Below are 25312 nucleotides of genomic sequence, written 5' to 3'. Positions count from 1 at the left end.
GCTGCCCGAACGGCTTGGGCATGAAGGTCGCGCGGGCGCCGTTCTCGATCGCCACCTCCTTGATGACGTAACGGAACGTCATCACGTTGTCGGCCATCGACAGGGCGTCGGCGAAGCGCAGGTCGATCTCCTGCTGGCCGGGCGCGCCCTCGTGGTGGCTGAACTCCACCGAGATGCCCATGAATTCCAGGGCTTCGATGGCGTGGCGGCGGAAGTTCGAGGCGGAGTCGTGGACCGCCTGGTCGAAGTAGCCGGCGTTGTCGACGGGAACGGGCGGCGTCCCGTCGTCGGGGCCCGGCTTGAGCAGGAAGAATTCGATCTCGGGGTGCACGTAGCAGGAGAAGCCCAGGTCGTTGGCCTTCTGCAGCTGGCGGCGCAGCACGTGGCGGGGGTCGGCCCACGACGGCGAGCCGTCCGGCATGGTGATGTCGCAGAACATCCGCGCCGAGTGGTGGTGGCCGTTGGCCGAGGCCCACGGCAGCACCTGGAAGGTGGACGGGTCGGGGTTGGCCACGGTGTCGGATTCGGAGACCCGGGAGAAGCCCTCGATCGAGGATCCGTCGAAGCCGATGCCCTCCTCGAAGGCGCCTTCGAGCTCGGCCGGGGCGATGGCGACCGACTTGAGGAAACCGAGCACATCGGTAAACCACAGCCGAACGAAGCGGATGTCCCGTTCCTCGAGGGTGCGGAGGACGAATTCCTTCTGTCGATCCATAACCCGAACAGTATGCAACTGCTGTTAATTCTGTGTTACCGATGCCCGCTCAGAACCATTGCCCACATTGCGGCGCGACGCCACGCGCCGGGGAGCCGTGCGTGCAAAGGCACGCGGTCGCCGCTAGGGCAGCTCGCCTTGATGGCCTGGGCAGTAGACGTCCACCGACGCCGACACGAATTTGACCGCGGTGCGGGTAACGCGGTCGGCGACTATCCGCAGGGACGGGTTTTCCCGGTACGCCGTGTTCACCTCCTCGTCCACGGCGGCCTGGACCGAGGAGCCGTGATCGAGTTCCCCGCAGATCTCACGGGCCCGGTACACCAGGCCCGGCACGTTGTCGGTGGCCGGGATCTGCTTTTGTGCGAGCAACGCCACGAACTGCGCGTCCTGATCCGGGTCGGCCGCCGCGCCGCCCGCGCAGATGACCGCGGCGGCAAGCAGCGCCGAGGTGTTGACCAGAGTCTCGGCGGATCGGGCGATTCGGATGCGCACGGCAGAATCTTCGCTTCTTTGTGTCACCTGCCCGGCCGCTCTCACCTAATGGATACCGAGTGGTAACAGTGGAGGCGGCCGGCACCTGGAATGATCGACATCGTAACCGGTTGTCATCGTGAATCACCACAGCGCTTTCGCGCGAACCCGCAGTTGAGCGGCGCGGCGCGACGGCGGCGTCGGCGCATGACCGCGCTCGCTGCGTATGCGGCGATCGCCGCCTTGATAAGCACGGCCCCGATGGTGGCCGGGGCTGCGCAGCTGCCGGCGCCTCGGGCATCCGGCGCCCAGGACAGCGGGCCCGCCGCGCTGATCGAGCCCGCTCCGGTAGGAGAGCTCACACCCGATCCGCCCCAGATCCCGCCACCGCCAACGGTCGCGCCGCTCGAGCCACCCGTTGTGGCGCCGCCGCCACCTCGTGCGCAACAACCGCTTTCCCCGCCGCGGCAACAAGGACCCACCCCACAACAGGACGGGCCGCCGCCGGCACCGCCGCCTCCGCCCGAGCCTCCACCGCCGCCTCCGCCGCGGGGCCATGTCCAGCTCTCACCGTGAGCCAAAAGCCCTGCGGGAGAACCTCTGACATGCGGACCGGGCGGCGGGCGGGTGACCCCGCGCAGTCAGGACTGGCAGTGGTAGGAGGCCGGCGGCGGCGTGCCGGCGACCAGATACCGGACGACGGCGGTGTCCACGCACTGGTGGCCGTTGAACACCGCGGTGTGCTGGGTCCCGTCGTAGGTGATCAGCGGGCCGCCGAGCTGGCGGGCCAGGTTCACCCCGGCCTGGTACGGCGTGGCCGGGTCGTGCGTGGTGGAGACGACGACGACCTTGCCCGGCGCCATGGGCGGCGCGGCGTGCGGCGCCGACGTCGCCGGCACCGGCCACAGCGCGCACAAATCGCGCGGAGCATTTCCGGTGAACTGCCCGTAGCTCAGGAACGGCGCGGCCTGCCGGATCCGCTGATCGGCGCTCACCCAGCTGGCTTGATCCGTCGGGTTGGGCGCGTCGACGCAGCGGATCGCGTTGAACGCGTCCTGGTCGTTGGCATAGTGCCCGTTCTTGTCGCGCCCGTCGTAGTCGTCGGCGAGCAACAACAGGTCGCCGGCGTCGGTGCCGCGGGCCAGGCCGAGCAGCCCGCTGGTCAGGTATTTCCAGTGCGCCGGGGTGTAGAGCGCGTTGATGGTGCCGGTGGTCGCGTCGGCGTAGCTCAGGCCGCGCGGGTCCGCGGTTTTGCCGGGCCTGGTGGCCAGCGGGTTGACCAGCGCGTGGTAGCGGTTGACGAATTGGCTCGGGTCGGTGCCCAGCGGACAGCCCGGTGAGCGCGCGCAGTCGGTGGCGTAGTCGTTGAAAGCCGTTTGGAATCCGGCCATTTGGTTGACGTTCTCGTCGATCGGCCCGACGGTCGGGTCGATGGCGCCGTCGAGCACCATCGCGCGCACGTGGTTGCTGAACTTCTCCAGGTAGGCGGTGCCCAACTCGGTGCCGTAGCTGTAGCCCAGGTAGTTGATCTGGTCGTCGCCCAGCGTCTGGCGCACCAGGTCCATGTCGCGCGCGACCGAGGCGGTGCCGGTGTTGGCCAGAAACGCCGCGCCCATCCGGTTGACGCACTGCTGGGCCAGTTGCCGGTAGAGCTGCTCGATATGCGCGACCCCGCCGGGGCTGTAGTCGACCATCGGCTCGCGCCGGTAGGCGTCGAACTCGGCGTCGGTGCGGCAGCGCAGCGCGGGCGTCGAGTGGCCGACACCCCTGGGGTCGAAGCCGACCAGATCGAAGTTGCGCCTGATCGGAGAGTTCGCCAAATCCGGGGCCATCGCGGCCACCATGTCGACCGCCGAGCCGCCGGGACCGCCGGGGTTGACCAGCAGCGAGCCGACCCGCTGCCCCGACGCCGGGACCCGGATCACCGCCAGCTTGGCCTGCGCCCCCGCGGGATTGTTGTAGTCGATCGGCACCGACACGGTGGTGCACTGCGCGGTCGGGATTTCGCTTGTGTCACTGACGAATTGGCCACAGCTCCCCCACCCCTGCGGCACCGCGGCCGAGGGCGGGTTCGGGCCCGGCGTCTGCCCGGCACCGGGTTCGGGGGTGGCCGCGGCCACCGGCAGCGCGACGACGAAGGGGCCACCGAGCAGCAGCCCGAATGAAAACAGCGCCGAGCTCAAGGATCTCAGGCGCGACATGGCTGTCATCGTTGCAGCCGCGGGTACCCGTCACAGCGCGAAACGATTACGCCTTGGTCTCGGCTCTCAAGCGGCTCGCGCCCTCGCCGAGCGTGCACTCACGGCGAAGAATCGACGAAAACCTCGCCGTGAGTGCACGTTCGGCGGCAGCGTCGCCGGGTGGCTAGCACTTGGCGCCGCTCGGCGGGATGGAACCACCGACCAGATACGCCGTCACGTAGTTGTCGATGCAGCCGTCGCCCTGGAACACCACCGTGTGCTGGGTGCCGTCGTAGGTGAGCAGCGAGCTGCGCAGCTCGTTGGCGAGGTCGACGCCGGCCTTGTACGGGGTGGCCGGGTCATGGGTTGTCGACACCACCACCGTGGGCGCCAGGCCGGGCGCGGAAATGGTGTGCGGCTTGCTGGTCGGCGGCACCGGCCAGAACGCGCAGGTGCCCAGCGGCGCGTTGCCGGTGAACTGCCCGTAGCTCATGAACGGGGCGACCTCACGGGAGCGGCGGTCTTCGTCAATCACCTTGGCGCGGTCGGTGATTGGCGGCTGGTCCACGCAGTTGACCGCCACCCGCGCGTCGGTGGCATTGCTGTAGTGGCCGTGCGAGTCGCGGCGCATGTACATGTCGGCCAGGGCGAGCAGGGTGTCGCCGTGGTGGTCGACGAGCTCGGCCAGCCCGTCGGTCAGGTGATGCCACAGGTTCGGCGAATACAGCGCCATGATCGTCCCGATGATCGCGTCGCTGTAGCTCAGGCCGCGCGGGTCGTTGGTCGGGACGGGCCGGCCCACCATCGGGTTGTTCGGATCGACCATCGGGTCGACCAGGCTGTGGTAGACGTCAACGGCTTTGGCCGGATCGGTGCCCAGCGGGCAGGTCGGCTGCTTGGCGCATTCGGCGGCGTAGTCGTTGAACGCGTCCTGGAATCCCTTGGCCTGGCGCAGGTCCGCCTCGATCTGGTCGGCGTTGGGGTCGACGGCACCGTCGAGGATCATCGCCCGCACGTTGTGCGGGAAGGCCTCGGCGTACGCCGAGCCGATCCGGGTGCCATAGGAGTAGCCGAGATAGGTCAGCTTCTCGTCACCGAGCGCCGCGCGGATGGCATCGAGATCGCGTGCGACGTTGACGGTCCCGACGTTGGCCAGGAAGCCCTTGCCCATCTTGTCGATGCAGCGGCCGACGAACTGCTTGGTCTCGTCTTCCATGTGGGCCACACCCGCCGGGCTGTAGTCGACGTTGGGCTCGGTGCGCAGCCGGTCGTTGTCGGCGTCGGAGTTGCACCAGACCGCCGGGCGCGACGCCCCCACCCCGCGGGGGTCGAAACCGACCAGGTCGAAGCGTTCGCGAACCTTCTTGGGCAACGACTGCACGACACCCAGCGCCGCCTCGATGCCGGACTCCCCCGGTCCGCCGGGGTTGATCACCAGCGAGCCGATCTTGTCCCCGGTCGCGGGGAAACGAATCATCGCCAGCGTCGCCACGTCGCCGTCGAGGTGGTCGTAGTCGACCGGCACGGCCAGTTTGCCGCACAGCGCGCCGGCCGGAAGTTTGACCTTCGGGTTCGCCGCCCGGCACGGCGTCCACTCCACGGCCTGACCCAGCTTCGGCCCGGACATGACGGCGCGTCCCACCACCACACGGACACAGCCGGCCAGCAGCAGCGCGACGGCAGCCATCGACGTCCAGATCAGCAGCATGCGCGCGATCTTGGCGCGGCGAGACAGGCCCATGCCCACCTATGCTGCCAGAGGAAACCTGAGATCCGGATGAGCGGCACCGCCGCCGGAGCTACCGCGCGAGCGCAAGCAGCTCTTCGAGCCCCACCGCGAACTCGTCGGCAATCTCCCACAGGTCCGGCACCAGATCCGGGCAGGCGACCAGCCCGACATCGAGTTTGCCCTGCAGAGACATCGCGGTGATGTTGAGTCCCGAGCCGTGAAAAATCGGCCCCAACGGATACATCGATTTGACCTCGCAGCCCAGCAGGTACAGCGGAACCTGCGGCCCGGGCACGTTCGAGACGACCAAATTGTGCACCGGCATGCTGTCGGTGAACCGGGTTCTGGCATACAACCGCATCGCAATACCGAAAACCGCCGGCGCGGCGAATTGCGACCAATCCTGCAGCAGTGATGCGCCGATAGCTGAACTGTGTTCTTTGGCAATCGAATTCGCCTCGGCGATGGCTTTCAGGCGTTCCACGGGATCGTCGATCTGGGTATGCAAACAGGAAAACATCGCCGATACCTGATTGCGGCCGGGCCGGTCGGATTTGCCGTGCACCGAAACCGGGACCGAAGCCACCAGCGACGACTTCGGCAATTCATTTCGGTCGGTCAGGTATTGGCGCAGCACACCGGAAACCAAGGCCATCACGACGTCGTTGACTTTGACGTCGAAATAGTTCTTCACCGTTTTGATGTCGCCGAGATCCAATTCGGCATAAGCGACGTTGCGGCGGTCGCTGATTCTGGCGTTGAAGACGGTCCGCGGCGCCGCGAAGGGACGGGCCATGGTCAGGCCGTCGCGCGCCCGTCGCACGGTGGCGAGCACCGACGAGACGGTGTCGGGCACCACGTTGGCCAGGTGCAGCGGCCGGGTCGCGAAGCGGACCAGCCCGCCCGCCGCGATCTGCCAACCATGGGCTCCGCCGACGCCCTCGGCCGGCTCCGGCGGCGGGGCGTCGGGCTCGGTCGCGCACAACTGCGACATCAGGCTCGCGCCGGTCACCCCGTCGACTCCGGCGTGGTGCACCTTGGTCATCACCGCCAACCGCCCGTCCCGGTGGCAGTCCGTGCCGGCCACGCCCTCGATGACCCACATCTCCCACAGCGGCCGGCCACGATCCAACGGTGTCTCGGCGATGTGGCCGCAGATCTCGGAAAGCTCGGTCCGCCCGCCCGGTGCCGGCACCGCGATGCGGTGCAGGTGACGGTTGATATCGAATTTCTCGTCGTCCACCCAGACCGGGTGGTCGAGGTTCAGCGGACTGTTGGCCAGCTTCTCGCGGAAAGCCGGGATCGCCTTGATGCGCAGCGCCAGGGCGTCGCGCAGCCGGTCAAAGGCGTAACCGCCCGGCACCGTCGACGTGTCCAGTTCGATGATCGAGCACACATGCAGGGGCTGCGACGACGTCTCGAGATACAGGAAGCTGGCGTCCAGTCCACTCAGCCGCTGCATGCGCAGCATGGTATGTCTCACACTGCCGCGGCGGTGCAACTGCGCAAAAGAAATGGCAGAATCAAGTAGTCAAACGAACCCGGGGACCAGTCAGGATTGACCCTGCAGGCCACGAGGATCGAACCGACCACCACTAGGGACAATGATGTCTGAGCACAACGTTTACGGTGCCAACTCGCCTGCGCAGCCCGAAAAGCCGCGGCCCAAGATTCGCACCCATCACCTGCAGAAGATGAAGGCCGAGGGCCACAAGTGGGCCATGTTGACGGCCTACGACTATTCGACAGCCCGCGTTTTCGACGAGGCCGGCATCCCGGTCCTGCTGGTCGGCGACTCGGCGGCCAACGTGGTGTACGGCTACGACACCACCGTGCCCGTCTCGATCGACGAATTGATTCCGCTGGTGCGCGGCGTGGTGCGGGGTGCCCCGCACGCGCTGGTCGTCGCCGACCTGCCGTTTGGGAGCTACGAGGCCGGACCGGCCGCCGCGCTGGCCGCCGCCACCCGCTTCATGAAGGAGGGCGGCGCGCACGCGGTCAAGCTCGAGGGCGGCGAGCGGGTCGCCGAGCAGATCGCCTGCCTGACCGCCGCCGGCATCCCGGTGATGGCGCACATCGGGTTCACCCCGCAAAGCGTGAACGGCCTGGGCGGATTTCGGGTGCAGGGCCGCGGTGACGCGGCGGAGCAGACCGTGCACGACGCGATCGCCGTCGCCGAGGCCGGTGCGTTCGCCGTCGTGATGGAGATGGTGCCCGCCGAGCTGGCCACCCAGATCACCGGCAAGCTGACCATCCCCACGGTCGGGATCGGGGCCGGACCGAACTGCGACGGCCAGGTCCTGGTCTGGCAGGACATGGCCGGCATGAGCAGCGGCAAGGCCGCCCGCTTCGTCAAGCGGTTCGCCGACATCGGCGGGGAATTGCGCCGGGCCGCAACGCAATATGCGCAAGAGGTGGCCGGCGGGACCTTCCCCGCCGAAGAGCACTGCTTCTAGATCCACCCCGGCGAATTCCTCACCGCACGCTGCACGCCTGGTCGGCGGCGTTACCGCTGTCACCGCCCAACCGCTGAAAAGCGTTGCGCTACAGCGCTGTACGATTGCCCGCAGAGACCAACCGAACTCTGACGAGCAGGGGTGGACCACATCGACCGGGGGAATCGCGGTGACTCCGTGCACCGTCGAGCGGTGTTGACGTTGCCGCTGCTGGTGGCAGGAGGCATGGCTTTGGCCCAGACGCCGCGCGCGTCCGCCCAACCGCCCCGCACCTCGCCGCAGGCGGCCCGGTGGTCACCCGAGCGCGCCAACCGCTGGTATCAGGCGCAGGGCTGGCCGGTCGGTGCCAACTACATCACCTCCAGCGCCATCAACCAGCTGGAGATGTTCCAGCGCGAAACCTTCGACCCGCGGCGCATCGACACCGAACTGGGCTGGGCGCGGACCAACGGGTTCAACGCGATACGGGTGTTCCTGCACGATCAGCTATGGGCGCAGGATTACCGCGGGTTTCAGGTGCGCCTCGCCCAATTCGTCGACATCGCGGCACGGCACGGCATCAAGCCGCTGTTCGTCCTGTTCGATTCGTGCTGGGATCCCTTCCCCCGGGCGGGCCCGCAGCGCGCGCCCCGGCCGGGCATCCACAACTCCGGCTGGGTGCAGAGCCCGGGGGCGGCGCGCCTCGACGATCCCGGCTACCTGCACACCATGCGCGGCTATGTCACCGGGGTGCTGACGCAGTTCCGCAGCGACGACCGCGTCCTGGGTTGGGACCTGTGGAACGAGCCGGACAACCCGGCCGATGCCTACGCCAAGGTCGAGCGGAAAGACAAGGTGGATCTGGTCGCCCGGCTACTTCCGCAGGTGTTCGAGTGGGCGCGGCTGGTCGATCCCTGCCAGCCGTTGACCAGCGGCGTCTGGCACGGCGAGTGGGCCGACCCGGGTCGCCGCAGCGTCATCAGCGGCATCCAGCTCGACAACTCCGACGTCATCACCTTTCACTCCTACGCCGCGCCGGCGGAGTTCGAGAGCCGCATCGCCGAACTCGTACCGCAGGGCCGGCCCATCCTGTGCACCGAGTACATGGCCCGGCCGTTGGGCAGCACGGTCCAAGACATCCTGCCCATCGCCAAGCGCGCAGGCGTCGGCGCGTTCAACTGGGGACTGGTCGCCGGCAAGACGCAGACCTACTTCCCCTGGGATTCCTGGGACCAGCCGAACCCGGACCCGGCGATGCCGCAGGAGTGGTTTCACGACCTGCTCGGCCCGGACGGGCGGCCATTCCGCGACACCGAGATCCAGACGATCCTCGAGTGCGGCGACCTGGCGATGCACCTGCAGCCGCCGCCACCACCGCCGGCGGGCTGACGGCGCTCGGTCAGCGGCACCGATTCTGAAAGTCGGTCAGCGGCTGGCGGATGCCCTCGAGGTCGGCGTGGGTCTGCGGGTTGGCGTCCATGTACTGCTTCAGCTGCGCCCGCATGTCGTCGCGGGGCTGCCCCTTCAAACTGGTGAAGTACGCGTTGACGTCCGGGTGGGCGAACAGATACGCCGACGTCGCCGCGGCGACGCCCGACGACACCTGGGCAAGGTCGGCCGCCGTGCAATTCGGTTGCGACGAGGGCGCCGGTTCGGGATCGTCCGCCGGCCAATCCGCGGCGGCCGAACCGGCCGTCGCGAAAAGCATCGCCACGCTCACCGCGCCGGCCGCTATTGCGCCGGACGCGACCCGGGCCGCCGGGCGAACAAAAGACACCATGGAAACGCTCCTTCGTCTTCGCGTCCGCAGGCGCGGCCGTTCGTACCGCAAACCATAAGGGGTTTTCTCGCCGCGCATGCGCGAATTCGGTCCGCATGGAAATGCGGATCCATTCTCCGATCTCGGCCCGCCCGCCGCGCTACGACGGCACAATGCTTCCAGGGTGGCTGGAAAGGAGACCGCAGATGAATCGGCGCCGCTGGTTTGCCGCGTTGCTGGCGTTCTCGGGCTTGGCCGGGATTCCCACCATTGTTGGTCCGGCCCATTCCGCCGATCGGGTGCAGGCGACGGTGTGCGTGGGCGCGGGCCGGCGCATTTCGGTGAGCGGGTGCACCAACATCGCCGACAACATTCAACGCTATGTCCCGCCGCCGGCGGTGTATGCGCCGCTGCCCGAAGACGACACGACGGCCCCTCCTCCGCCGCCGCCGTAAGCCGCGGCCGCCGCCGGCCGATCCGCGGCGGCCTCGTCTTTTCGGTATGGCAGGCTATGGGTGCCCTACGCGCCCGCCCCGCCTTCAGTGGAGCCGAAGATGCCTGCAAAAGCGCCGCAGACCTCGCGTCATCTCGAGGTCGAGCGCAAGTTCGACGTGGTCGAGTCCACCGTGTCGCCCTCGTTCGAAGGGATCGCCGCGGTGGCGCACGTCGAGAAGTCGCCGATGCAAACCCTCGATGCGACGTACTTCGACACGCCCCTACACGACTTGGCGCGCAACAAGATAACGCTGCGCCGCCGCACCGGCGGCACCGATGCCGGGTGGCACCTGAAGCTGCCTTCCGGGCCCGACGCCCGCACCGAGGTGCGCACACCGCTGGACGCCTCCGGCGCAAACGACAGCGTGCCCGACGAGCTGACCGACGTGGTGTTGGCGATCGTCCGTGACCGGCCGCTGCAGCCCGTCGCGCGCATCACCACCCGCCGCGAGAGCCAGGTGCTGTACGACGCGGCGGGCACCGCGCTGGCCGAGTTCAGCAACGACCATGTCGTCGCGTGGTCGACGCGGGACTCCGACGACGCCGACGCACCGACCGAGCAGGAATGGCGCGAGTGGGAGCTGGAGCTGCTGGAGGCCGGCGGGCTGTCCAGCGGCACGGCCGGCGTCGAGTTGTTGAACCGGTTGAGCAATCGGCTGCTGGACGCCGGCGCCGCACCGGCGGGTCACGGCTCCAAGCTGGCGCGGGTGCTGGGCACCACGCCGGCGGCCGACGGCGCTGCGCCGCCGGAAGATCCGCTGCAGCGCGCGATCGCCGAGCAGGTGCGCGAGCTCCTGGTGTGGGACCGCGCGGTGCGCGCCGACGCCTACGACTCCATCCACCAGATGCGGGTGACGACCCGCAAGTTGCGCAGCCTGCTGCGGGACTACCAGGAGTCATTCGGGCTGCCCGACGACGGCTGGGTGCTCGACGAGTTGCGTGAGCTCGCCGGGATCCTGGGGGTGGCGCGCGACGCCGAGGTGCTCGCCGAGCGATACGAACGCGACTTGGACTCGCTCGCACCGGAATTGGTGCGCGGGCCGGTGCGCGAACGTCTGGTCGGGGGTGCGCAGCGGCGCTACCAGACCGGGCTGCGCCGGTCCCTGATCGCGATGCGCTCGCAGCGATACTTCCGCCTGCTCGACTCCCTCGACCTGATAGCGGCTGAGATCCCCGGCGCGGCCACCGCCGAGGCACCGGCGCCGGTGACCATCGACGCCGCCTACAAGAAGGTCCGCAAGGCCCAGAAGGCCGCCGCCCAGGTGGACCGCGAGCACCCGGACGACCAACACCAACGCGACGAGGCGATACATCGGATCCGCAAGCGCGCCAAGCGACTTCGCTACACCGCCTCGGCGACCGGCGCGGCCGGGGTGTCCGAACAGGCCAAGGCGGTCCAGTCGCTGCTGGGCGATCATCAAGACAGCGTCGTCAGCCGCGAGCACCTGCGTCAGGAAGCCGAAGCCGCGCACGCCGCCGGCGAGGACACTTTCACCTACGGGCTGTTGTACCAGCGGGAGGCCGACCTGGCCGATCGGTGCCGCGACAAGCTCGACGACACGCTGCGCAAACTCGCCAAAGCGGTGCGCAAAGCGGGGCATTAGCTGCCGAGCAGACGTAAAAGCACCCATTTTGACGCCAAAATGGGTGCTTTTACGTCTGGTCACCAATGGGCGGGCGGACGAGTTGGCCTGTAAGCCGGATTCTGTTCCGCGCGGCCGCGCATAGGCAACGGCGGCGCGGCGGCGACCATCCATCTGGACACACCGTCACCGGGTGCCTCGAGCGGCCTACCCGCAGGCTCGGGCGAGCAGCCCTCGAACGCCTGCGCGGCCACACCTTAGGTGCGGCCTTCTTGGCCTTGCTTCGGGTGGGGTTTGCCGAGCCACCCCGGTCACCCGGGATGCTGGTGCGCTCTTACCGCACCGTTTCACCCTTACCACCCGTGGGTGGCGGTCTGTTTTCTGTGGCACTTTCCCGCGAGTCACCTCGGATTGCCGTTAGCAATCACCCTGCTCTGTGAAGTCCGGACTTTCCTCGAACCGCCTTGCGACGGTCCGCGGCCGCCCGGCCAACTCGTCCGCGACGAACCACGGTACTACCTGCACCCATGCCGGGGCCAGCAACCACGGCTCGCGCGGCTCTATCGTGGACCTGATGGGCCGATGGAACAAGCGCGTGGACTCCGGCGATTGGCATGGGATCGCCGCGGAGGTCGACGAGTACGGCGGGGCGCTGCTGCCGCGGTTGATCACGCCCACCGAAGCGGCCCGCCTGCGCAAGCTCTACGCCGACGACGACCTGTTCCGGTCGACCATCGACATGGCGCCCAAACGCTATGGCGCCGGGCAGTACCGCTATTTTCATGCGCCCTACCCCGAACCCATCGAGGCGCTCAAGCAGGCCCTCTACCCCCGGCTGCTGCCGATCGCGCGCGAGTGGTGGGCCAAGCTCGGCCGGGACGCGCCGTGGCCGGACAGCCTCGACGATTGGCTGGCGGCCTGCCACGCCGCCGGCCAGCGCAGGTCCACCGCCCTGATGCTGAAATACGGTGCGGGTGACTGGAATGCGCTGCATCGAGACCTGTACGGTGACTTGGTTTTTCCGCTCCAGGTCGTCATCAACCTGAGCAACCCGGACACCGACTACACCGGCGGCGAATTCCTGCTCGTCGAGCAACGGCTGCGGGCCCAATCCCGCGGCATGGCAACACAATTGCCGCAGGGGCACGGATATGTCTTCACCACCCGGGAACGGCCGGTGCCCTCGGCGCGGGGTTGGTCCGCGGCGCCGGTGCGCCACGGGGTCTCGGTGGTTCGCTCCGGTGAACGCTATGCGATGGGGCTGATCTTTCACGACGCGGCGTAACAGGCCTACCCGGTTCGTCGCAGGACCATCACGTTGTCGGCCATCGTTCCGAGTTCCCCGTTCGGGCCGACCATTTCGCGCTCGACGGCCTCGGTTCGCAGCCGCGTCCACCGCGGCGCGTTGAGATCCAGCGACCCGAGGACCTCCTCGATCCCGGCGAAGTGGTGATCGTGATGCTCCGCCCATGGCGGTGGCGCGCCGTGGTCGACGATCAACAGCACGCCACCGCGATTCACCCGCTCGGCGGCCCGCTGCAACACCCCGTCGCGTTCCAGCCGGGCCGGCGAGTGCAGATATTGCGCGGACACCAGGTCGAAGGTCCCGTCTGGGAAGCTCTCGTTGAGATCATGACGCTGAAAGTCGATGCGCGCGAGCAGATTCCGGGCCGACGCGGCCTCGGTCGCCCGGCGCAGCGCGGTGGCCGAGACGTCCACGGCCACCACCTGCCAGCCGCGCTCGGCCAGCCATAGGGCGTCGGCCCCTTCCCCGCAGCCCAGGTCGAGCGCCCGGCCCACCGGCAGGTCGGCGGTCACCTCGGCCAGGCGGGGATTGACCCGTCCGCTCCACACCCGCTCCGCCGAGCGGTAGCGCTCCTCCCAAAACTGCACAGCATCATCAGGTTTGCACGAATTCTCCATACCGCGAGCTTGCCTACCCCGTGCCTCATTTGCCAAGCTGAATTGCCATGCAGGCAAAAACCACCCCCGACATCGACCTCCTGGTGCGCCAGCGGCTCCGGGAACTGCGCGCGCAACGCGGCCTGACGCTGCAGGAGGTCGGCGAGCGGGCCGGGATCGACGTCTCGACGCTGAGCCGCCTCGAATCCGGGAAACGTCGGCTGGCTTTGGATCACCTGCCCCGGCTGGCCCGGGCCCTGTCGGTCAGCACCGACGAACTGTTGCAGGCGCCGCCGGCTCCCGACCCGCGGGTGCGCGGCGCCGCGCGCACTCACCACGGCGTCACCTATTGGCCGCTGACCCGGCAGGGCCCCGCCGGCGGCCTGCACGCGTTCAAGGTCCGGGTCAGCGCGCGGCGCCGCACCCCGCCCGCCGAGCTGCCGGTGCACGAGGGCCAGGACTGGATGTATGTGCTTTCCGGGCGGATGCGGCTCATTTTGGGCGAGCGCGACTTCACCATCGACCCCGGCCAGGCCGTCGAGTTCTCGACGTGGACGCCGCACTGGTTCGGCGTGGTGGACGGCCCGGTGGAGGCCATCGTCATCTTCGGCCCGCACGGCGAGCGCCTCCACCTGCACAGCTGAATGGCACCCGCGCGAACGGCCCGACCGTCGCGTTCACCCTGGCGCGGCGTTAGCGTGGCGTAATGGACCGGGCTTGGGAATACGCCGTCGCGCCGCCGCGCAGCGCGCCCGGCGTCGTCTCGATGGTCGGCTACCGGGGCCTCGACATTCCCGACGGCGTGCACCGTGGCATGCCGTCGGCGACGTTGACCTTCATCGTCAGCCTGGACGACGGGGTGGAGGCCGGTGACACCGCCTGCGCCCTCGCGGTGGCCCGCCCCAACCCGTTGCTGCTCGGCGGCCTGCACTTGCGGGCCAGTCACGTGCGGCAACGGCGCGGGCAGGCCGGCGTGCAGCTGGCCGTGCATCCGCTCGCGGCGCGTGCGCTGTTCGGCGTGCCGAGCGCTGAGCTTCTCCTCGCCGAATACGACGCGACCGCCGTGCTGGATCGCGGCGCCGTCGAACTGCACCATCGGGTGACCGAAGCGCACGGCTGGCCGGACGCGTTCGCGCTGGTGGCCGGCTACCTCATCGACGCACGGCAATGCCGGGACGCCGCGACGGTGCGGCCCGAGGTCGCACAAGCCTGGCATCTGCTGCAGCGCAGCCGGGGCCGGGCCCCGGTCACCGGCCTGGCCGACGCGGTCGGCGTCACGCCGCGACACCTCACGACGCTGTTCCGCCAGGAGGTCGGGCACTCGCCGAAGACGGTGGCGATGCTCATGCGGTTCCAGCATGCGACGGCGCGGATCGCCGAGTCGGCACGCCGCTACGGACGCGTCGACCTCGCACGAGTCGCGACCGCCACGGGGTACAGCGACCAGGCGCACATGACCCGCGAGTTCGTCCGGTTCGCCGGTGTGCCGCCGCGACAGTGGCTGGCCGAGGAGTTCCGAAACATTCAAGACGGCGGCCACTCCTGCACCGCACAGTTCGAGGATGACCACTTCGAATCCGACCGTCTGGTTGACACTGCAAGCCCATAACGCGCCCAAGCTGATCGACTACTACGTCGACACATTCGGCTTCGTCCTCGCGGCGCGCTACGGCCAGGGTGAAACCGTCGATCACGCCCAACTGAACTGGCCGCAGGGTTGCGGCGGGATCATGCTCGGCAGCCACAAGCCCGGGGCGCAGTGGTGCCGCGAACCGGGCACCGCCGGCGGCTACATCGTCACCGCCGATCCCCAGGCGCTCTACGAGCGCGTCCTGCAGCGAAAGGCCGACGTCGTGCGGCCGCTGGGCGAAACGGATTACGGCGCACGCGAATTCACGGTGCGCGATCCGGAAGGCAACCTGTGGTCCTTCGGCGACTACCGCGGCGAGACACCGCCGGCGTGACGCTTACAGATACGCGGTCTGGTTCACGAGGCGCACCGAAGACGCTCCGTCGGAATAGAATTCGGCAATGCTCAACGACGCGAGGTCGAGGTGCAACCGGTACAGGATGCCGGGCCCGGCGTCAAGCGCCTCGCGCAGCAGCATCTTGATGGGGGTCACGTGCGAGACCACCAGCACCGTCGTACCCTGCTGGGCGGCGACGATCCGGTCACGGGCCGTCGACACCCGATCGGCCACCGCGTCGAAGCTCTCCCCGCCCGGCGGGGCGGTGCTGGTGTCGCGCAGCCAGCGGCCGTGCAGTTCGGGGTCGCGCTCGGCCGCCTCGGCGAACGTCAGCCCCTCCCAGGCGCCGAAGTCGGTCTCGATCAAGTCGTCGTCGACGGTGACGTCCAGCCCCAGCGCCTTGGCGGCGGCCGCCGCGGTGTCATAGGCCCGTTGCAGCGGCGAGGCGAAGACCGCCGAAATGCCGCCGCGCTGCGCCAGATAACGCCCCGCCGCGTCGGCCTGCCGGCGCCCCAGCTCGGTCAGCGCCGGGTTACCGCGCCCCGAATAGCGGCGGTGCACCGACAGCTCGGTCTGGCCATGCCGCAGCAACAGCAGCCGGGTCGGGGTGCCGCGCGCGCCGGTCCAGCCCGGCGCGGACGGGGACGGCGCCGCCGCGGGCTCGGCCGGTTCGGGTTTCGGCGCCGGCTCAGGCTTTGGCGCCGGTTCGGACGTTTCCGTCACAGCCTCGGCCGCGGCGTCCATCGCCTCGTTGGCCAACCGATCGGCGTGCGTGTTGCGCTCCCGGGGGATCCACGAGTAGCTGATCCGCGCGAATCGCGCCGCGCGGCTTCGGGCCTGGTTGTGCAGCTCGATCAGGTCGGGGTGCTTGACCTTCCACCGCCCGGACATCTGTTCCACCAGCAGTTTGGAATCCAGGTACACCGCCGCCTCGGTGGCGCCCAAATTCAGGGCGTCGTCCAAACCGGCTATCAGACCTCGGTATTCGGCAACGTTGTTGGTCGCTCGGCCGATGGCCTGCTTGGCCTCGGCGAGCACGGTCGTGCGGTCCTGGTTCCACACCACCGCGCCGTATCCGGCCGGTCCGGGGTTGCCGCGCGATCCGCCGTCGGCCTCGATCACGACCTTCACTGATCAAAACCCTTGACCCGCAGCAGGATCGCGCCGCATTCCGGGCAACGCACCACCTCGTCCTCGGCGGCGGCCGAGATGCGGGACAGCTCGCCGCGGTCGATCTCGAGCCGGCAGGCCCCGCACCGACGGCCCAACAGCTGCCCGGCGCCCGGGCCTCCCCCGGCACGCTGGCGTTCGTACAGGGCGGACAGCGCCGGATCCAGTGCGGCGCTCAGCGAGTCACGCCGCGACGACTGAAGCTCACGGGCCTCGCTGAGCTCGGCGACCGCGGCATCGAGAGCCTCACGCGCGCTCGCCATTTCGGCCTCCAGTGACGCCAGCGTCTGCTGCTCACCGTCGAGCTGGGATTGCAGCTCCTCGCGACGTTCCATCACCTCCAGCAGCGAGTCCTCCAGGCTGGTTTGACGACGCTGCAGGGTCTCCAGCTCGTGCTGGAGGTCCGAGAGTTGTTTGGCGTCGATCGTTCCCGACTGCAGCAGCGAGCGGTCGCGGTCTTCGCGCTGGCGCACCGCGTCGATCTCCGCCTCGAGCCGCGACACGTGGGCGTCGATGTCTTCCACGGCGATGCGCACGGCGCCCAGCCGGTCACCGGCGGCCTCGTATTCGGCCTGCAACCGATCGCAGGCCTGTTGCTCCGGCAGATGCGTGGCCCGGTGTGCGATGCGGGACAGCTCGGCATCGAGTTTCGACAACTCGAGTAGGGAACGCTGCTGCGCCACTTCGGCTTTCATGAACTCTCATCCTGGTGCTCGACGTTCCAAGGGTCGGTGCGAATCGAGCTCACCCGCACGGGAAGCTCCGCACCGAAACGCGACCGCAGCAGGCCGGCGGCCTGTTCACACCAGGGGAATTCACTTGCCCAATGTGCCACATCGATCAAGGCCACCTCGGAGGCCCGTCGGTGTTCGTCGGCCGGGTGGTGCCGCAGATCGGCCGTCACGAAAGCCTGCACGCCCGCACCGGCCGCGGCGGCCAGCAACGAATCCCCGGCGCCGCCGCAGACGGCGACCCGCGACACCGGCATGTCGGGGTCCCCCGCCGCCCGCACCCCCCACGAGGTGCGCGGCAGCGCCGCGCTGACGCGAGAGACGAAGTCGCGCAACGGTTCCGGACGCGCCAGGGTCGCGACGCGGCCCAGCCCGGTGTCGCCGGGCGGGGGTACCAGCGCGAAGATGTCGAAGGCGGGTTCCTCGTAGGGATGGGCGGCGCGCATCGCCGCCAGCACCGCGGCCCGGGAACGGGCGGGCGCGACCACCTCGAACCGGTCTTCGGCCACCCGCTCGACGTTGCCCACGCTGCCCACCGCCGGTGAGGCGCCTTCGTGCGGCAGGAACTGCCCGATGCCGCTGACGCTCCAGCTGCAGTGCGAATAGTCACCGATATGTCCGGCGCCGGCCGCGAACACCGCCGCCCGCACCGCGTCGGCGTTCTCGGCGGGCACGTAGACCACCCACTTGTCCAGGTCGGGTGCGTCCGTCGCCGGCTCGAGCACGGCCTCGACGTGCAGGCCCAGGACCGCGGCCAGCGCGTCGGACACCCCCGGGCAGGCGGAGTCGGCGTTGGTGTGTGCGGTGAACAGCGAGCGTCCGGTCCGGATCAACCGGTGCACCAGCGCGCCCTTGGGGGTGCTGGCCGCCACGGTGTCCACGCCGCGCAACAGCAACGGGTGATGGGCCAGCAGCAGGCCGGCATCGGGAACTTCGTCGACCACCTCCGGCGTGGCGTCGACCGCGACGGTCACCGACCGCAGCTCGTCGTCAGGGTCCCCGCAGACCAGCCCCACCGAATCCCAGGACTCGGCGAGCCGCGGCGGGTAGGCCTCGTCGAGCACCGCGATGACGTCGGCCAGCTTGATGCTCACCGGTCGGCCTCCGCGATCGCCCGCACCAGCAACGGCCACTCGCGGCGCACCGCGGCGCGCAGGTACCGCTCGTCCAGGCCGACGAACGTGTCACAGCGACGGATGGCAATCCCCCTGTCATGCAGTCGTTTTCGTAATTGAACGGCCTCCGGCGTGCGGAACAGCACGAACGGCGCCCGGCCGTCGACCACGTCGGCACCCACCGAGGCCAGCCCGGCCACCATCTCGGCGCGCAGCTGCCCCAGTCCGGCCGCCCCGGCCGCCGCGTCGGCGACCGCCTGCGGATCGCAGCACGCCGCGATGGCCGTCAGCTGCAACGTCCCCACCGGCCAGTGCGCCCGCTGGGCGGTCAACCGCGCCAGCACGTCCGGGGAACCCAGCGCGTAGCCCACCCGCAGCCCGGCCAGCGCCCAGGTCTTGGTCAGGCTGCGCAGCACCAGCACGTCCGGCAGCGCGTCGCCGGCCAGCGATTCCGGCTCGCCGGGAATCGAGTCCGCGAACGCCTCGTCGACCACCAGGATCCGCCCGGGCCGGCGCAACGCCAGCAGTTGCTCGCGGGTGTGCAGCACCGAGGTGGGGTTGGTCGGATTCCCCACCACGACGAGGTCGGCGTCGTCGGGAACGATCGCGCCCGCCAGGCCGAACGGCGGCTCCAGCACCACGTGGTGCACCGGCACCCCGGCCGCGGTCAGCGCGACCGCCGGCTCGGTGAACGCCGGGGCGATGATCGCCGCCCGCCGCGGGCGCAGGTTGCCCAGCAGGGCGAACGCCTCGGCCACCCCGGCAAGCGGCAACACCTCGGCGCGGGTCCGGCCGTGTCGCTGGGCCGCGGCGTCCTGCGCCCGGTGCGCGTCCTCGGGGCTCGGATAGCGCGCCAGGTCGGGCAGCCGCTCGGCCAGCCGGCGCAGCAGCCACTGCGGCGGTTGGCCGTGCCGGACGTTGACGGCGAAATCGAGCATCCCGGGCGCGACGGCCTGATCGCCGTGGTAGCGCGCCGCAGGCGGGCTCAGGTTCAGACTCGCCATCCGTGAAACACTAGTGCGCCGCGCGGGTCGGCCGGACGTACACCGGCATCACCGTCACGACCGGTCGCACCCATCGAGGACAATGGTGAGGTGACAGGCACAACGTCCGCCGATCCCCAGGCCCCGGGGGCGCAGCTGGTGATCTTCGATCTCGACGGCACCCTGACCGATTCCGCGGAGGGGATCGTCACCAGCTTCCTGCATGCGCTCGACCACATCGGCGCGCCCGTGCCGCCCGGCGACCTCGTTGCCCAGATCGTCGGCCCGCCGATGGACGACACCTTCCGGGCCATGGAACTCGGCGACCACACCGAGGAGGCGATCGCGGCCTTTCGCGCCGAGTACGGTTCCCGCGGCTGGGCGATGAACGCGCTCTTCGACGGGATCGAGGCGCTACTGGCCGATCTGCGCGCCGCCGGTGTCCGGCTGGCCGTGGCCACCTCCAAGCTGGAGACGACGGCGCGGCGCATCCTCGCCCACTTCGGGCTCGACCAGCACTTCGAGGTGATCGCCGGCGCGAGTCCCGACGGGTCGCGCAAGGCAAAGGTCGAGGTGCTGGCGCACGCCCTGTCGCAGCTCGAGCCGCTGCCCGAACGGGTGCTGATGGTCGGTGACCGCAGCCACGACGTGCACGGCGCGGCCGCGCACGGCATCGACACCGTGGTGGTCGGCTGGGGTTACGGCAAGGCCGACTTCGCGGACGCGTCGCCCACGGCCGGCGTGACGCACGCCTCGACCATCGACGAACTACGGAGGGCGCTGGGTGTCTGAGCGTGAACGCCTGCACGTGACGTTCGTGTGCACCGGCAACATCTGCCGTTCGGTGATGGCCGAGAAGATGTTCGCCGACCAGCTGCGCCGCCGCGGCCTGGCCGACGCGGTGCGGGTGAGCAGCGCCGGCACCGGCAACTGGCACGTCGGCGAGTGCGCCGACGAGCGCGCCGCCGACGTGCTGCGCGCCCACGGCTATGCATGCGAGCACCGCGCCGCGCAGGTCGACGCCGAGCACCTGGGTGCCGATCTGGTGGTCGCCCTGGACCGCAACCACGCCCGAATGCTGCGGCACCTCGGCGTCGACGACGACCGCGTCCGGATGCTGCGGTCCTTCGATCCGCGCACCGGCGCCCACACCCCCGACGTCGACGATCCCTACTACGGCGACGCACAAGACTTCGAACGCGTCTACACCGTCATCGAGGCCGCGCTGCCGGGCCTGCATGACTGGGTCGATGAACGGCTCGCGCAGAACGGATCGCCTTGATGCGCCGGTTCGCCTTTCTGCTGCGTCCGGGCTGGATAGCGCTGGCGGTGGTGGTCGTCGCCTTCGCGTACCTGTGCTTCACGGTGCTCGCGCCCTGGCAGTTGGGTAAGCACAGCAGGACCTCGCAGGAGAACCATCAGATCGAATCCTCGCTAAACACCGCGCCCGTTCCATTGAAAACCCTACTGCCGCAGCAGAATTCGGCGGCCCCCGGCGCGCAATGGCGCCAGGTCACCGCCACCGGGCACTACCTGCCCGACGTGCAGGTGCTGGCCCGCCTGCGGGTGATCGACTCGAAGCCGGCGTTCGAGGTGCTGGCGCCGTTCGTCGTCGACGGCGGGCCCACGGTGCTGGTCAATCGCGGCTACGTGCGCCCGCTGGAGGGGTCGCACGTCCCGCCTATCCCCCCGCCCCCGACGCAGACGGTGACCATCACGGCGCGGCTGCGCAACTCCGAGCCCGCCGCGGTGAACAAGGACCCGTTCGTGGGAGACGGTGTGCAGCAGGTCTATTCGATCGACACCGCACAGGTCGCGGTGCTCACCAGGGTCCCGCTGGCCGGGTCCTACCTGCAGTTGGTCGACGGGCAGCCCGGCGGGCTCGGGGTGGTCGGCGTGCCTGCGCTGGACGCCGGCCCGTTCCTGTCCTACGGCATCCAGTGGATCGCGTTCGGCATCCTGGCCCCGATCGGGTTGGGCTACTTCGCCTACTCGGAGATCCGGGCCCGCCGCCAGGAGAAGCAACAGCGGGCCGCCCCCGCCGCCGAGACGGCGCCCGCGCCGCAAGCGCCGCAAACCGTGGAGGCCAAACTGGCCGACCGCTACGGCCGGCGGCGGTAGCCCGCCAGGGAAACTGCAAGCTCGGCGAGGACCGCGGCGCCCGCCTGCACCAGCGACGACAGCATCACCGCGCGCCGCAGGTCGGTCACCGTCGGTTCCCGGCCGTCGCCGAGTGTGGGCCGGATCTGCAGCTCGTGGCGGTATTGGGTGGGACCGCCCAGGCGCACGCCCAGCGCCCCGGCGAAGGCCGCCTCGACGACGCCGGCGTTGGGGCTGGGATGACGGCCGGCGTCGCGGCGCCAGGCCCGCGCCGCACCGGACGGTGATCCACCCACCAGCGGCGCCAACAGCACCGTCAGCGACGCGGTCGCCCGCGCGCCGACGTAGTTGGCGACATCATCCAATCTCGCTGCCGCCCAACCGAATCGGAGATAGCGCGGCGAGCGATATCCGATCATCGAGTCCAGGGTGTTGATGCCCCGATACACCAGCACCGCGGGCACGCCGCCGGCCGCCGCGCACAGCAGCGGCGCCACCTGGGCGTCGGAGGTGTTCTCGGCGATCGATTCCAGCGACGCGCGCGTCAGGCCCGCGGCGTCCAACGACGCCGGATCACGCCCACATAGCGACGGCAGCAGCCCGCGGGCGGCCTCGACGTCGCCGCGTTCCAGCAGCTCCGACATCTCCAGGCCGGTGCGCACCAGCGAGGTTCCCCCCACCGCCACCCAAGTGGCCGCGGCGGTCGCCGCGATCGACCACCCCCGGCCGCGACGCCCGGCGCCGCGTTGCACCGCCAGCCCGAGCAGGCCCACCGCCGAAATCAGCGCGCCGACATGGACCGCGCCGGCAAGCCGGCTGTCGCGGTAGGTCACGCGTTCCAGCGCGGCGGCGGCTTGGCCGAACAGCGCGACCGGATGACCCCGTCGCGGGTCGCCCAGCGCGCGGTCGGCCAGGTAGCCGATCATCACGCCCGCGATCCGGGTCCGGGTCACAACCACCCCGGCAGCGTCTCACACTGGAATCCATGCGGCCGTTGAGGCAACAAGTGCCCGAGCGTGTGTGGGGGCGACGAAGCATCGTTCGTCACCGGTGCCGCGCTGGCCGTCGACGGCGGGTACTCGGCCAGCGGTCCGATGGCCGGCAGGCCCCGCACGGCGGACTAGCGTGCAACGCATGACCTTTCCCGCGCTCAACCACGTCGCGGTCACGGTGCGCGACATCGCGATCAGCGGCCCGTGGTATCGCAGGCTGCTCGGCGCCGACCCGATCCTGGACGAGCACACTGACGCCGGCTTTCACCACCAGGTGTGGATGCTTGACGGCGGCACCATATTCGGCATTCACCAGCACGACCGACCGGCGCCCGACGAGAAGTTCAGCGAACACCGCGTCGGGCTCGACCACGTCGGCTTCGGCTGCGCCAGCCGCGCCGAGCTGGAAAATTGGGTCACCCGGCTGGGCGAGCTGGCCATCGAGCACGGCGGCATCGTGGATGCGCCCTACGGCTCGGGGTTGAGTTTTCGCGACCCCGACGGCATCGCGCTGGAGTTCTTCGCCCCGCCAGGCTGAGCGACTCAGCGCACCGTTGCGAAGAACGCGCGCAGGTCCTCGACAAATAGCTCCGGTTGTTCGAACGCCGCGAAATGCCCGCCGCGCGGCATGTCCGTCCAGTGGGTGATGTTGTAGACCGGCTCGCACCAGCTGCGCGGCGCCTTGAGCAGCTCCCCCGGGAAAGCCGCTACGCCCGTGGGCAATTCGACGCGATCGCCGCCACCCCACACCGCGAAGCTCTCCCAGTACAGGCGGGCCGAGGACGCGGCGGTGTTGGTCACCCAATAGACCATCACGTTGTCCAGCAGCTCGTCGCGGCTGAGCGCGTTCTCAGGGTGCCCGGCGCAATCGGCCCAGTCCCAGAACTTTTCGACGATCCAGGCCAGCTGCCCCACGGGTGAGTCGGCCAGGCCGTAGCCCAGGGTCTGCGGCCGGGTGGACTGCTGCTTGGAATAGCCGGTGCCCCACTTGCGGTGGTTGGCCAACCCTGCCATGGCGCGCTGCTCCTCCTCCGTCGGGTTGGTCAGCGCCTCCTTGGTGGGCCGGCCGACCGGCATGTTCAGGTGGATGCCCACGCAGTGGCCCACATTGCGGCCGATCTGCGTCGTGACCGCGGCACCCCAGTCACCGCCCTGCGCGCCGTAGCGGTCGTAGCCCAGGCGCAGCATCAGCGTTTCCCAGGCCTGCGCGATCCTTTCCACGCCCCAGCCGGTGTCGGTGGGCTTACCGGAGAACCCGTACCCGGGCAGCGACGGACACACGACGTGAAAGGCGTCCTCGGCGCGGCCGGAGGCGGGATGGGTCAACGGCTCGATCACCTTGTGGAACTCCACAATTGAGCCCGGCCAGCCGTGGGTGATCACCAGCGGGAACGCGTCGGCGTGCGGCGAGCGCTGGTGGACGAAATGGATGCCCAGCCCGTCGATTTCGGTGGTGAACTGATCGAAGCGGTTGAGGGCCGCCTCCCTCGATCGCCAGTCGTAGTCGTTGGCCCAGTAGTCGGCCAGCTCGCGGGTGTAGGCCAGCGGCACGCCCTGGCTCCAGTCGTCCACGCATTCGGCCTCGGGCCACCGCGTGCGGGCCAGCCGCGCTCGCAAGTCGTCGAGGACCTCGTCGGAAACGTCGATGCGGAACGGTTTCACGCGTTCATAGTGCCGCTGACGGTGATACCGGCGACGCGCGGGGCCTTCCCCCCGGCGAACCGGGCGCGCCGCAGCACGCGAGGATGTAGCCATGGATCCCAGGCTGGCCGCACGGGTGGAGCAGAGGCGGTCGATCCCGGTCCTGGTCTGGCGATTCGCCGAGCCGCGAATGTGCGTCTCGTCGGGCCCGCTCGGCGGCGGGATCGGCGCTCGGGATTGGCTCGTCAACGCCACGGTCCCATTTGATTACGACCGGACCGACCCGGACCGCCACCTGACCGAGATCGGCGCCGCGCTCCGGCTGGACGGCGCCGGGTGCGGGTTGCTCACCGCGGTCGACGTGACCCGCCACCACCTCGCCGCGGACGGCGGCGTGCATGCGACGGCGACCGTCGGGCTCTCCAGCCCCGCCTGGGCCGCCGCGCCCGATCACCACTTCCGCCGCGAGGCGCCGTACCGGGTGGGCACGATCAACGTCGTGGTCGCGGTGCCGGTGCGGCTGTCCGAGGCGGCGCTGGTCAACGCCGTCGCCACCGCCACGGAGGCCAAGGTGCAGGCGTTGCACGACGCCGGGATACGCGCCACCGGCACCGCCTCGGACGCGCTCGTCGTGCACTGCCCGACCGACGGGACGGCCGAGCCGTTCGGTGGACCACGGTCGACGTTCGGCGCCCGGATCGCCCGAGCGGTGCACGCCGCCGTGCTCGCGGGCGGCCGGTCCTGGCTCGCGGGGCCGTCCGTCGAGTAGGCGGCCGGCGATTGCCGCGCCCGCGCCGGGGGTATCGCTGACCCATGGCATCGACGACGGCGCCCCGAGTCCTGGTGGTGGTGTCCGCGGCCGACCGGATTCCGCTACGGAACGGCCGCAGCGAGCTGACCGGCACCTACCTCGGTGAACTGATCGAACCGACGGACGCGATGCGTCGGGCCGGCTTCGAGCTTGCGTTCGCCACCCCGGGCGCGCGGGCGCCGGCCATCGATGGCACCTCGTGCAGCCTGATGTACTTCGCCGGCTCGCGGAAAAGGCGTGACGCCGCCCTGAGCAGCTATCGGGAGCTGCTCGAACTCGGCCTGGCCACGCCGGCCAAATTCGAAGAGATCAGCCACGACGTCCAGCGCCTGGACGGGTTTGACGCCATGTTCGTGCCGGGCGGCCATGCGCCCCTGGTCGACCTGCTGCACCGCGACGCCTTTGCCGACGACTCGCTCAACGACGACTTCGGCGCGCTGGTCCGTCACTTCCACGACGCCCGACGCCCCACCGGCCTGATTTGTCACGCTCCCGCCGCGCTCGCCGCGGCGCCCACCGTCGACGGGCGC

28 protein-coding genes and 1 other RNA gene are annotated in these 25312 nt (G+C 69.8%); 15 read left to right on the top strand and 14 right to left on the bottom strand.

Features of this window, described 5'->3' with window-relative positions; genetic code table 11:
* Positions 1-715, bottom strand: a 715-nt coding sequence (locus A9W96_RS21590) for a glutamine synthetase family protein (protein WP_197499600.1), incomplete at its 3' end; no start/stop codon positions are given.
* A gap of 123 nt (positions 716-838) precedes the next feature.
* The gene (locus A9W96_RS21585) at positions 839-1210 is read right to left on the bottom strand and encodes a DUF732 domain-containing protein (RefSeq protein ID WP_066862792.1); all 372 of its coding nucleotides are present in this window, start codon (positions 1208-1210) and stop codon (positions 839-841) included.
* A gap of 186 nt (positions 1211-1396) precedes the next feature.
* Between A9W96_RS21585 and A9W96_RS33095 the strand changes: the two genes are divergently transcribed.
* Positions 1397-1765 carry a hypothetical protein gene (locus A9W96_RS33095; RefSeq protein ID WP_255362987.1) on the top strand — a complete coding sequence of 123 codons (369 nt, stop codon included), beginning with the start codon at positions 1397-1399 and terminating at the stop codon, positions 1763-1765.
* 65 nt (positions 1766-1830) lie between these two features.
* On the opposite strand, the gene A9W96_RS21580 is transcribed toward A9W96_RS33095, so the two are convergent.
* The 3 genes from A9W96_RS21580 to A9W96_RS21570 form a co-directional block, all read right to left on the bottom strand.
* Entirely contained in the window at positions 1831-3399 is a 1569-nt protein-coding gene (locus A9W96_RS21580) for an alpha/beta hydrolase (protein ID WP_156748750.1), read from the bottom strand.
* A gap of 154 nt (positions 3400-3553) precedes the next feature.
* Entirely contained in the window at positions 3554-5116 is a 1563-nt protein-coding gene (locus A9W96_RS21575; protein WP_156765352.1) for an alpha/beta hydrolase, read from the bottom strand.
* A gap of 52 nt (positions 5117-5168) precedes the next feature.
* Positions 5169-6560, bottom strand: coding sequence for a wax ester/triacylglycerol synthase family O-acyltransferase (locus tag A9W96_RS21570; RefSeq protein ID WP_067142901.1), 1392 nt, complete (start codon positions 6558-6560; stop codon positions 5169-5171).
* Positions 6561-6705: 145 nt separating this feature from the next.
* Between A9W96_RS21570 and panB the strand changes: the two genes are divergently transcribed.
* Positions 6706-7554: a 3-methyl-2-oxobutanoate hydroxymethyltransferase gene (gene panB / locus A9W96_RS21565; RefSeq protein WP_066862859.1), complete on the top strand. Its 849-nt coding sequence runs from the start codon at positions 6706-6708 to the stop codon at positions 7552-7554.
* A 177-nt stretch (positions 7555-7731) separates the two neighbouring features.
* Positions 7732-8922 carry a 1,4-beta-xylanase gene (locus tag A9W96_RS21560; RefSeq protein ID WP_082972530.1) on the top strand — a complete coding sequence of 397 codons (1191 nt, stop codon included), beginning with the start codon at positions 7732-7734 and terminating at the stop codon, positions 8920-8922.
* Positions 8923-8932: 10 nt separating this feature from the next.
* Here the strand turns inward: A9W96_RS21560 and A9W96_RS21555 are convergent, their stop codons facing one another.
* Positions 8933-9313, bottom strand: a complete 381-nt coding sequence (locus tag A9W96_RS21555; RefSeq protein WP_067142878.1) for a heme-binding protein — start codon at positions 9311-9313, stop codon at positions 8933-8935.
* A gap of 185 nt (positions 9314-9498) precedes the next feature.
* On the opposite strand from A9W96_RS21555, the gene A9W96_RS21550 reads away from it, so the two are divergent.
* Positions 9499-9747, top strand: a complete 249-nt coding sequence (locus A9W96_RS21550) for a hypothetical protein (RefSeq protein ID WP_066881426.1) — start codon at positions 9499-9501, stop codon at positions 9745-9747.
* A 99-nt stretch (positions 9748-9846) separates the two neighbouring features.
* Positions 9847-11391, top strand: a complete 1545-nt coding sequence (locus tag A9W96_RS21545; protein WP_067142875.1) for a CYTH and CHAD domain-containing protein — start codon at positions 9847-9849, stop codon at positions 11389-11391.
* Between the two features lie 74 nt (positions 11392-11465).
* Here the strand turns inward: A9W96_RS21545 and rnpB are convergent.
* An RNA gene (rnpB, locus tag A9W96_RS21540) (RNase P RNA component class A) lies at positions 11466-11866 on the bottom strand.
* A gap of 78 nt (positions 11867-11944) precedes the next feature.
* Here rnpB and A9W96_RS21535 point away from each other — a divergent pair.
* The gene (locus A9W96_RS21535; RefSeq protein ID WP_067142893.1) at positions 11945-12655 is read left to right on the top strand and encodes a 2OG-Fe(II) oxygenase; all 711 of its coding nucleotides are present in this window, start codon (positions 11945-11947) and stop codon (positions 12653-12655) included.
* A gap of 5 nt (positions 12656-12660) precedes the next feature.
* Here A9W96_RS21535 and A9W96_RS21530 read toward each other — a convergent pair whose 3' ends face one another.
* Positions 12661-13293: a bifunctional 2-polyprenyl-6-hydroxyphenol methylase/3-demethylubiquinol 3-O-methyltransferase UbiG gene (locus tag A9W96_RS21530; RefSeq protein ID WP_066881428.1), complete on the bottom strand. Its 633-nt coding sequence runs from the start codon at positions 13291-13293 to the stop codon at positions 12661-12663.
* 47 nt (positions 13294-13340) lie between these two features.
* Here A9W96_RS21530 and A9W96_RS21525 point away from each other — a divergent pair, with 47 nt between their 5' ends.
* The 3 genes from A9W96_RS21525 to A9W96_RS21515 all read left to right on the top strand — a co-directional run bounded on the left by A9W96_RS21525 (position 13341) and on the right by A9W96_RS21515 (position 15236).
* Positions 13341-13916: a helix-turn-helix domain-containing protein gene (locus tag A9W96_RS21525; protein WP_066862771.1), complete on the top strand. Its 576-nt coding sequence runs from the start codon at positions 13341-13343 to the stop codon at positions 13914-13916.
* Positions 13917-14038: 122 nt separating this feature from the next.
* A complete protein-coding gene (locus tag A9W96_RS21520; protein WP_067142890.1) occupies positions 14039-14881 on the top strand; it encodes an AraC family transcriptional regulator in 843 nt (280 codons plus the stop codon).
* On the top strand, positions 14835-15236 hold the full coding sequence (locus tag A9W96_RS21515; RefSeq protein ID WP_067142872.1) for a VOC family protein: 402 nt from the start codon (positions 14835-14837) through the stop codon (positions 15234-15236). The genes A9W96_RS21520 and A9W96_RS21515 overlap by 47 nt, the downstream gene beginning before the upstream one ends.
* A 3-nt stretch (positions 15237-15239) precedes the next feature.
* On the opposite strand, the gene A9W96_RS21510 is transcribed toward A9W96_RS21515, so the two are convergent.
* Genes A9W96_RS21510 through cobC form a run of 4 tightly spaced genes read right to left on the bottom strand, consistent with a single transcriptional unit; the run spans position 15240 to position 19259 of the window.
* The gene (locus A9W96_RS21510; RefSeq protein WP_067142869.1) at positions 15240-16370 is read right to left on the bottom strand and encodes a bifunctional RNase H/acid phosphatase; all 1131 of its coding nucleotides are present in this window, start codon (positions 16368-16370) and stop codon (positions 15240-15242) included.
* Positions 16367-17104, bottom strand: coding sequence for a zinc ribbon domain-containing protein (locus A9W96_RS21505; RefSeq protein ID WP_067142866.1), 738 nt, complete (start codon positions 17102-17104; stop codon positions 16367-16369). The genes A9W96_RS21510 and A9W96_RS21505 overlap by 4 nt, the downstream gene beginning before the upstream one ends.
* Entirely contained in the window at positions 17101-18234 is a 1134-nt protein-coding gene (locus tag A9W96_RS21500; RefSeq protein WP_067142863.1) for a Nif3-like dinuclear metal center hexameric protein, read from the bottom strand. Before A9W96_RS21500 ends, A9W96_RS21505 begins: the two co-directional genes overlap by 4 nt.
* A complete protein-coding gene (cobC, locus tag A9W96_RS21495) occupies positions 18231-19259 on the bottom strand; it encodes an Rv2231c family pyridoxal phosphate-dependent protein CobC (RefSeq protein ID WP_067021113.1) in 1029 nt (342 codons plus the stop codon). The genes A9W96_RS21500 and cobC overlap by 4 nt, the downstream gene beginning before the upstream one ends.
* Before the next feature lie 90 nt (positions 19260-19349).
* Here cobC and A9W96_RS21490 point away from each other — a divergent pair, with 90 nt between their 5' ends.
* From A9W96_RS21490 to A9W96_RS21480, 3 genes are read left to right on the top strand one after another with little or no spacing between them, the layout of a single operon-like run.
* Positions 19350-20030, top strand: a complete 681-nt coding sequence (locus tag A9W96_RS21490; RefSeq protein ID WP_197499599.1) for an HAD-IA family hydrolase — start codon at positions 19350-19352, stop codon at positions 20028-20030.
* Positions 20023-20520: a low molecular weight protein-tyrosine-phosphatase gene (locus A9W96_RS21485; protein WP_067142860.1), complete on the top strand. Its 498-nt coding sequence runs from the start codon at positions 20023-20025 to the stop codon at positions 20518-20520. Before A9W96_RS21490 ends, A9W96_RS21485 begins: the two co-directional genes overlap by 8 nt.
* The gene (locus A9W96_RS21480; RefSeq protein ID WP_066881434.1) at positions 20520-21359 is read left to right on the top strand and encodes an SURF1 family protein; all 840 of its coding nucleotides are present in this window, start codon (positions 20520-20522) and stop codon (positions 21357-21359) included. Before A9W96_RS21485 ends, A9W96_RS21480 begins: the two co-directional genes overlap by 1 nt.
* Here A9W96_RS21480 and A9W96_RS21475 read toward each other — a convergent pair.
* Positions 21341-22264, bottom strand: coding sequence for a cobalamin biosynthesis protein (locus A9W96_RS21475; protein ID WP_067142888.1), 924 nt, complete (start codon positions 22262-22264; stop codon positions 21341-21343). The two genes, A9W96_RS21480 and A9W96_RS21475, sit on opposite strands and share 19 nt — an antisense overlap.
* A 208-nt stretch (positions 22265-22472) precedes the next feature.
* Between A9W96_RS21475 and A9W96_RS21470 the strand changes: the two genes are divergently transcribed.
* Positions 22473-22868 (top strand): VOC family protein, encoded by a 396-nt coding sequence (locus tag A9W96_RS21470; protein ID WP_067142885.1) that lies wholly within the window; start codon positions 22473-22475, stop codon positions 22866-22868.
* Positions 22869-22873: 5 nt separating this feature from the next.
* On the opposite strand, the gene A9W96_RS21465 is transcribed toward A9W96_RS21470, so the two are convergent.
* Positions 22874-23992 (bottom strand): epoxide hydrolase family protein, encoded by a 1119-nt coding sequence (locus tag A9W96_RS21465; protein ID WP_067142857.1) that lies wholly within the window; start codon positions 23990-23992, stop codon positions 22874-22876.
* Between the two features lie 91 nt (positions 23993-24083).
* Between A9W96_RS21465 and A9W96_RS21460 the strand changes: the two genes are divergently transcribed.
* Entirely contained in the window at positions 24084-24740 is a 657-nt protein-coding gene (locus A9W96_RS21460; RefSeq protein ID WP_197499598.1) for an adenosylcobinamide amidohydrolase, read from the top strand.
* 44 nt (positions 24741-24784) lie between these two features.
* On the top strand, positions 24785-25312 hold a 528-nt coding region (locus A9W96_RS21455), incomplete at its 3' end, for a type 1 glutamine amidotransferase domain-containing protein (protein ID WP_197499597.1).

Origin of the sequence: Mycobacterium sp. 1245852.3, assembly GCF_001669335.1 — a bacterium.
Classification (GTDB): Bacteria; Actinomycetota; Actinomycetes; order Mycobacteriales; family Mycobacteriaceae; genus Mycobacterium; species Mycobacterium europaeum_A.
Note: the sequence above shows the minus strand (reverse complement) of the source record. Positions and strands in the feature narration are given on the sequence as shown.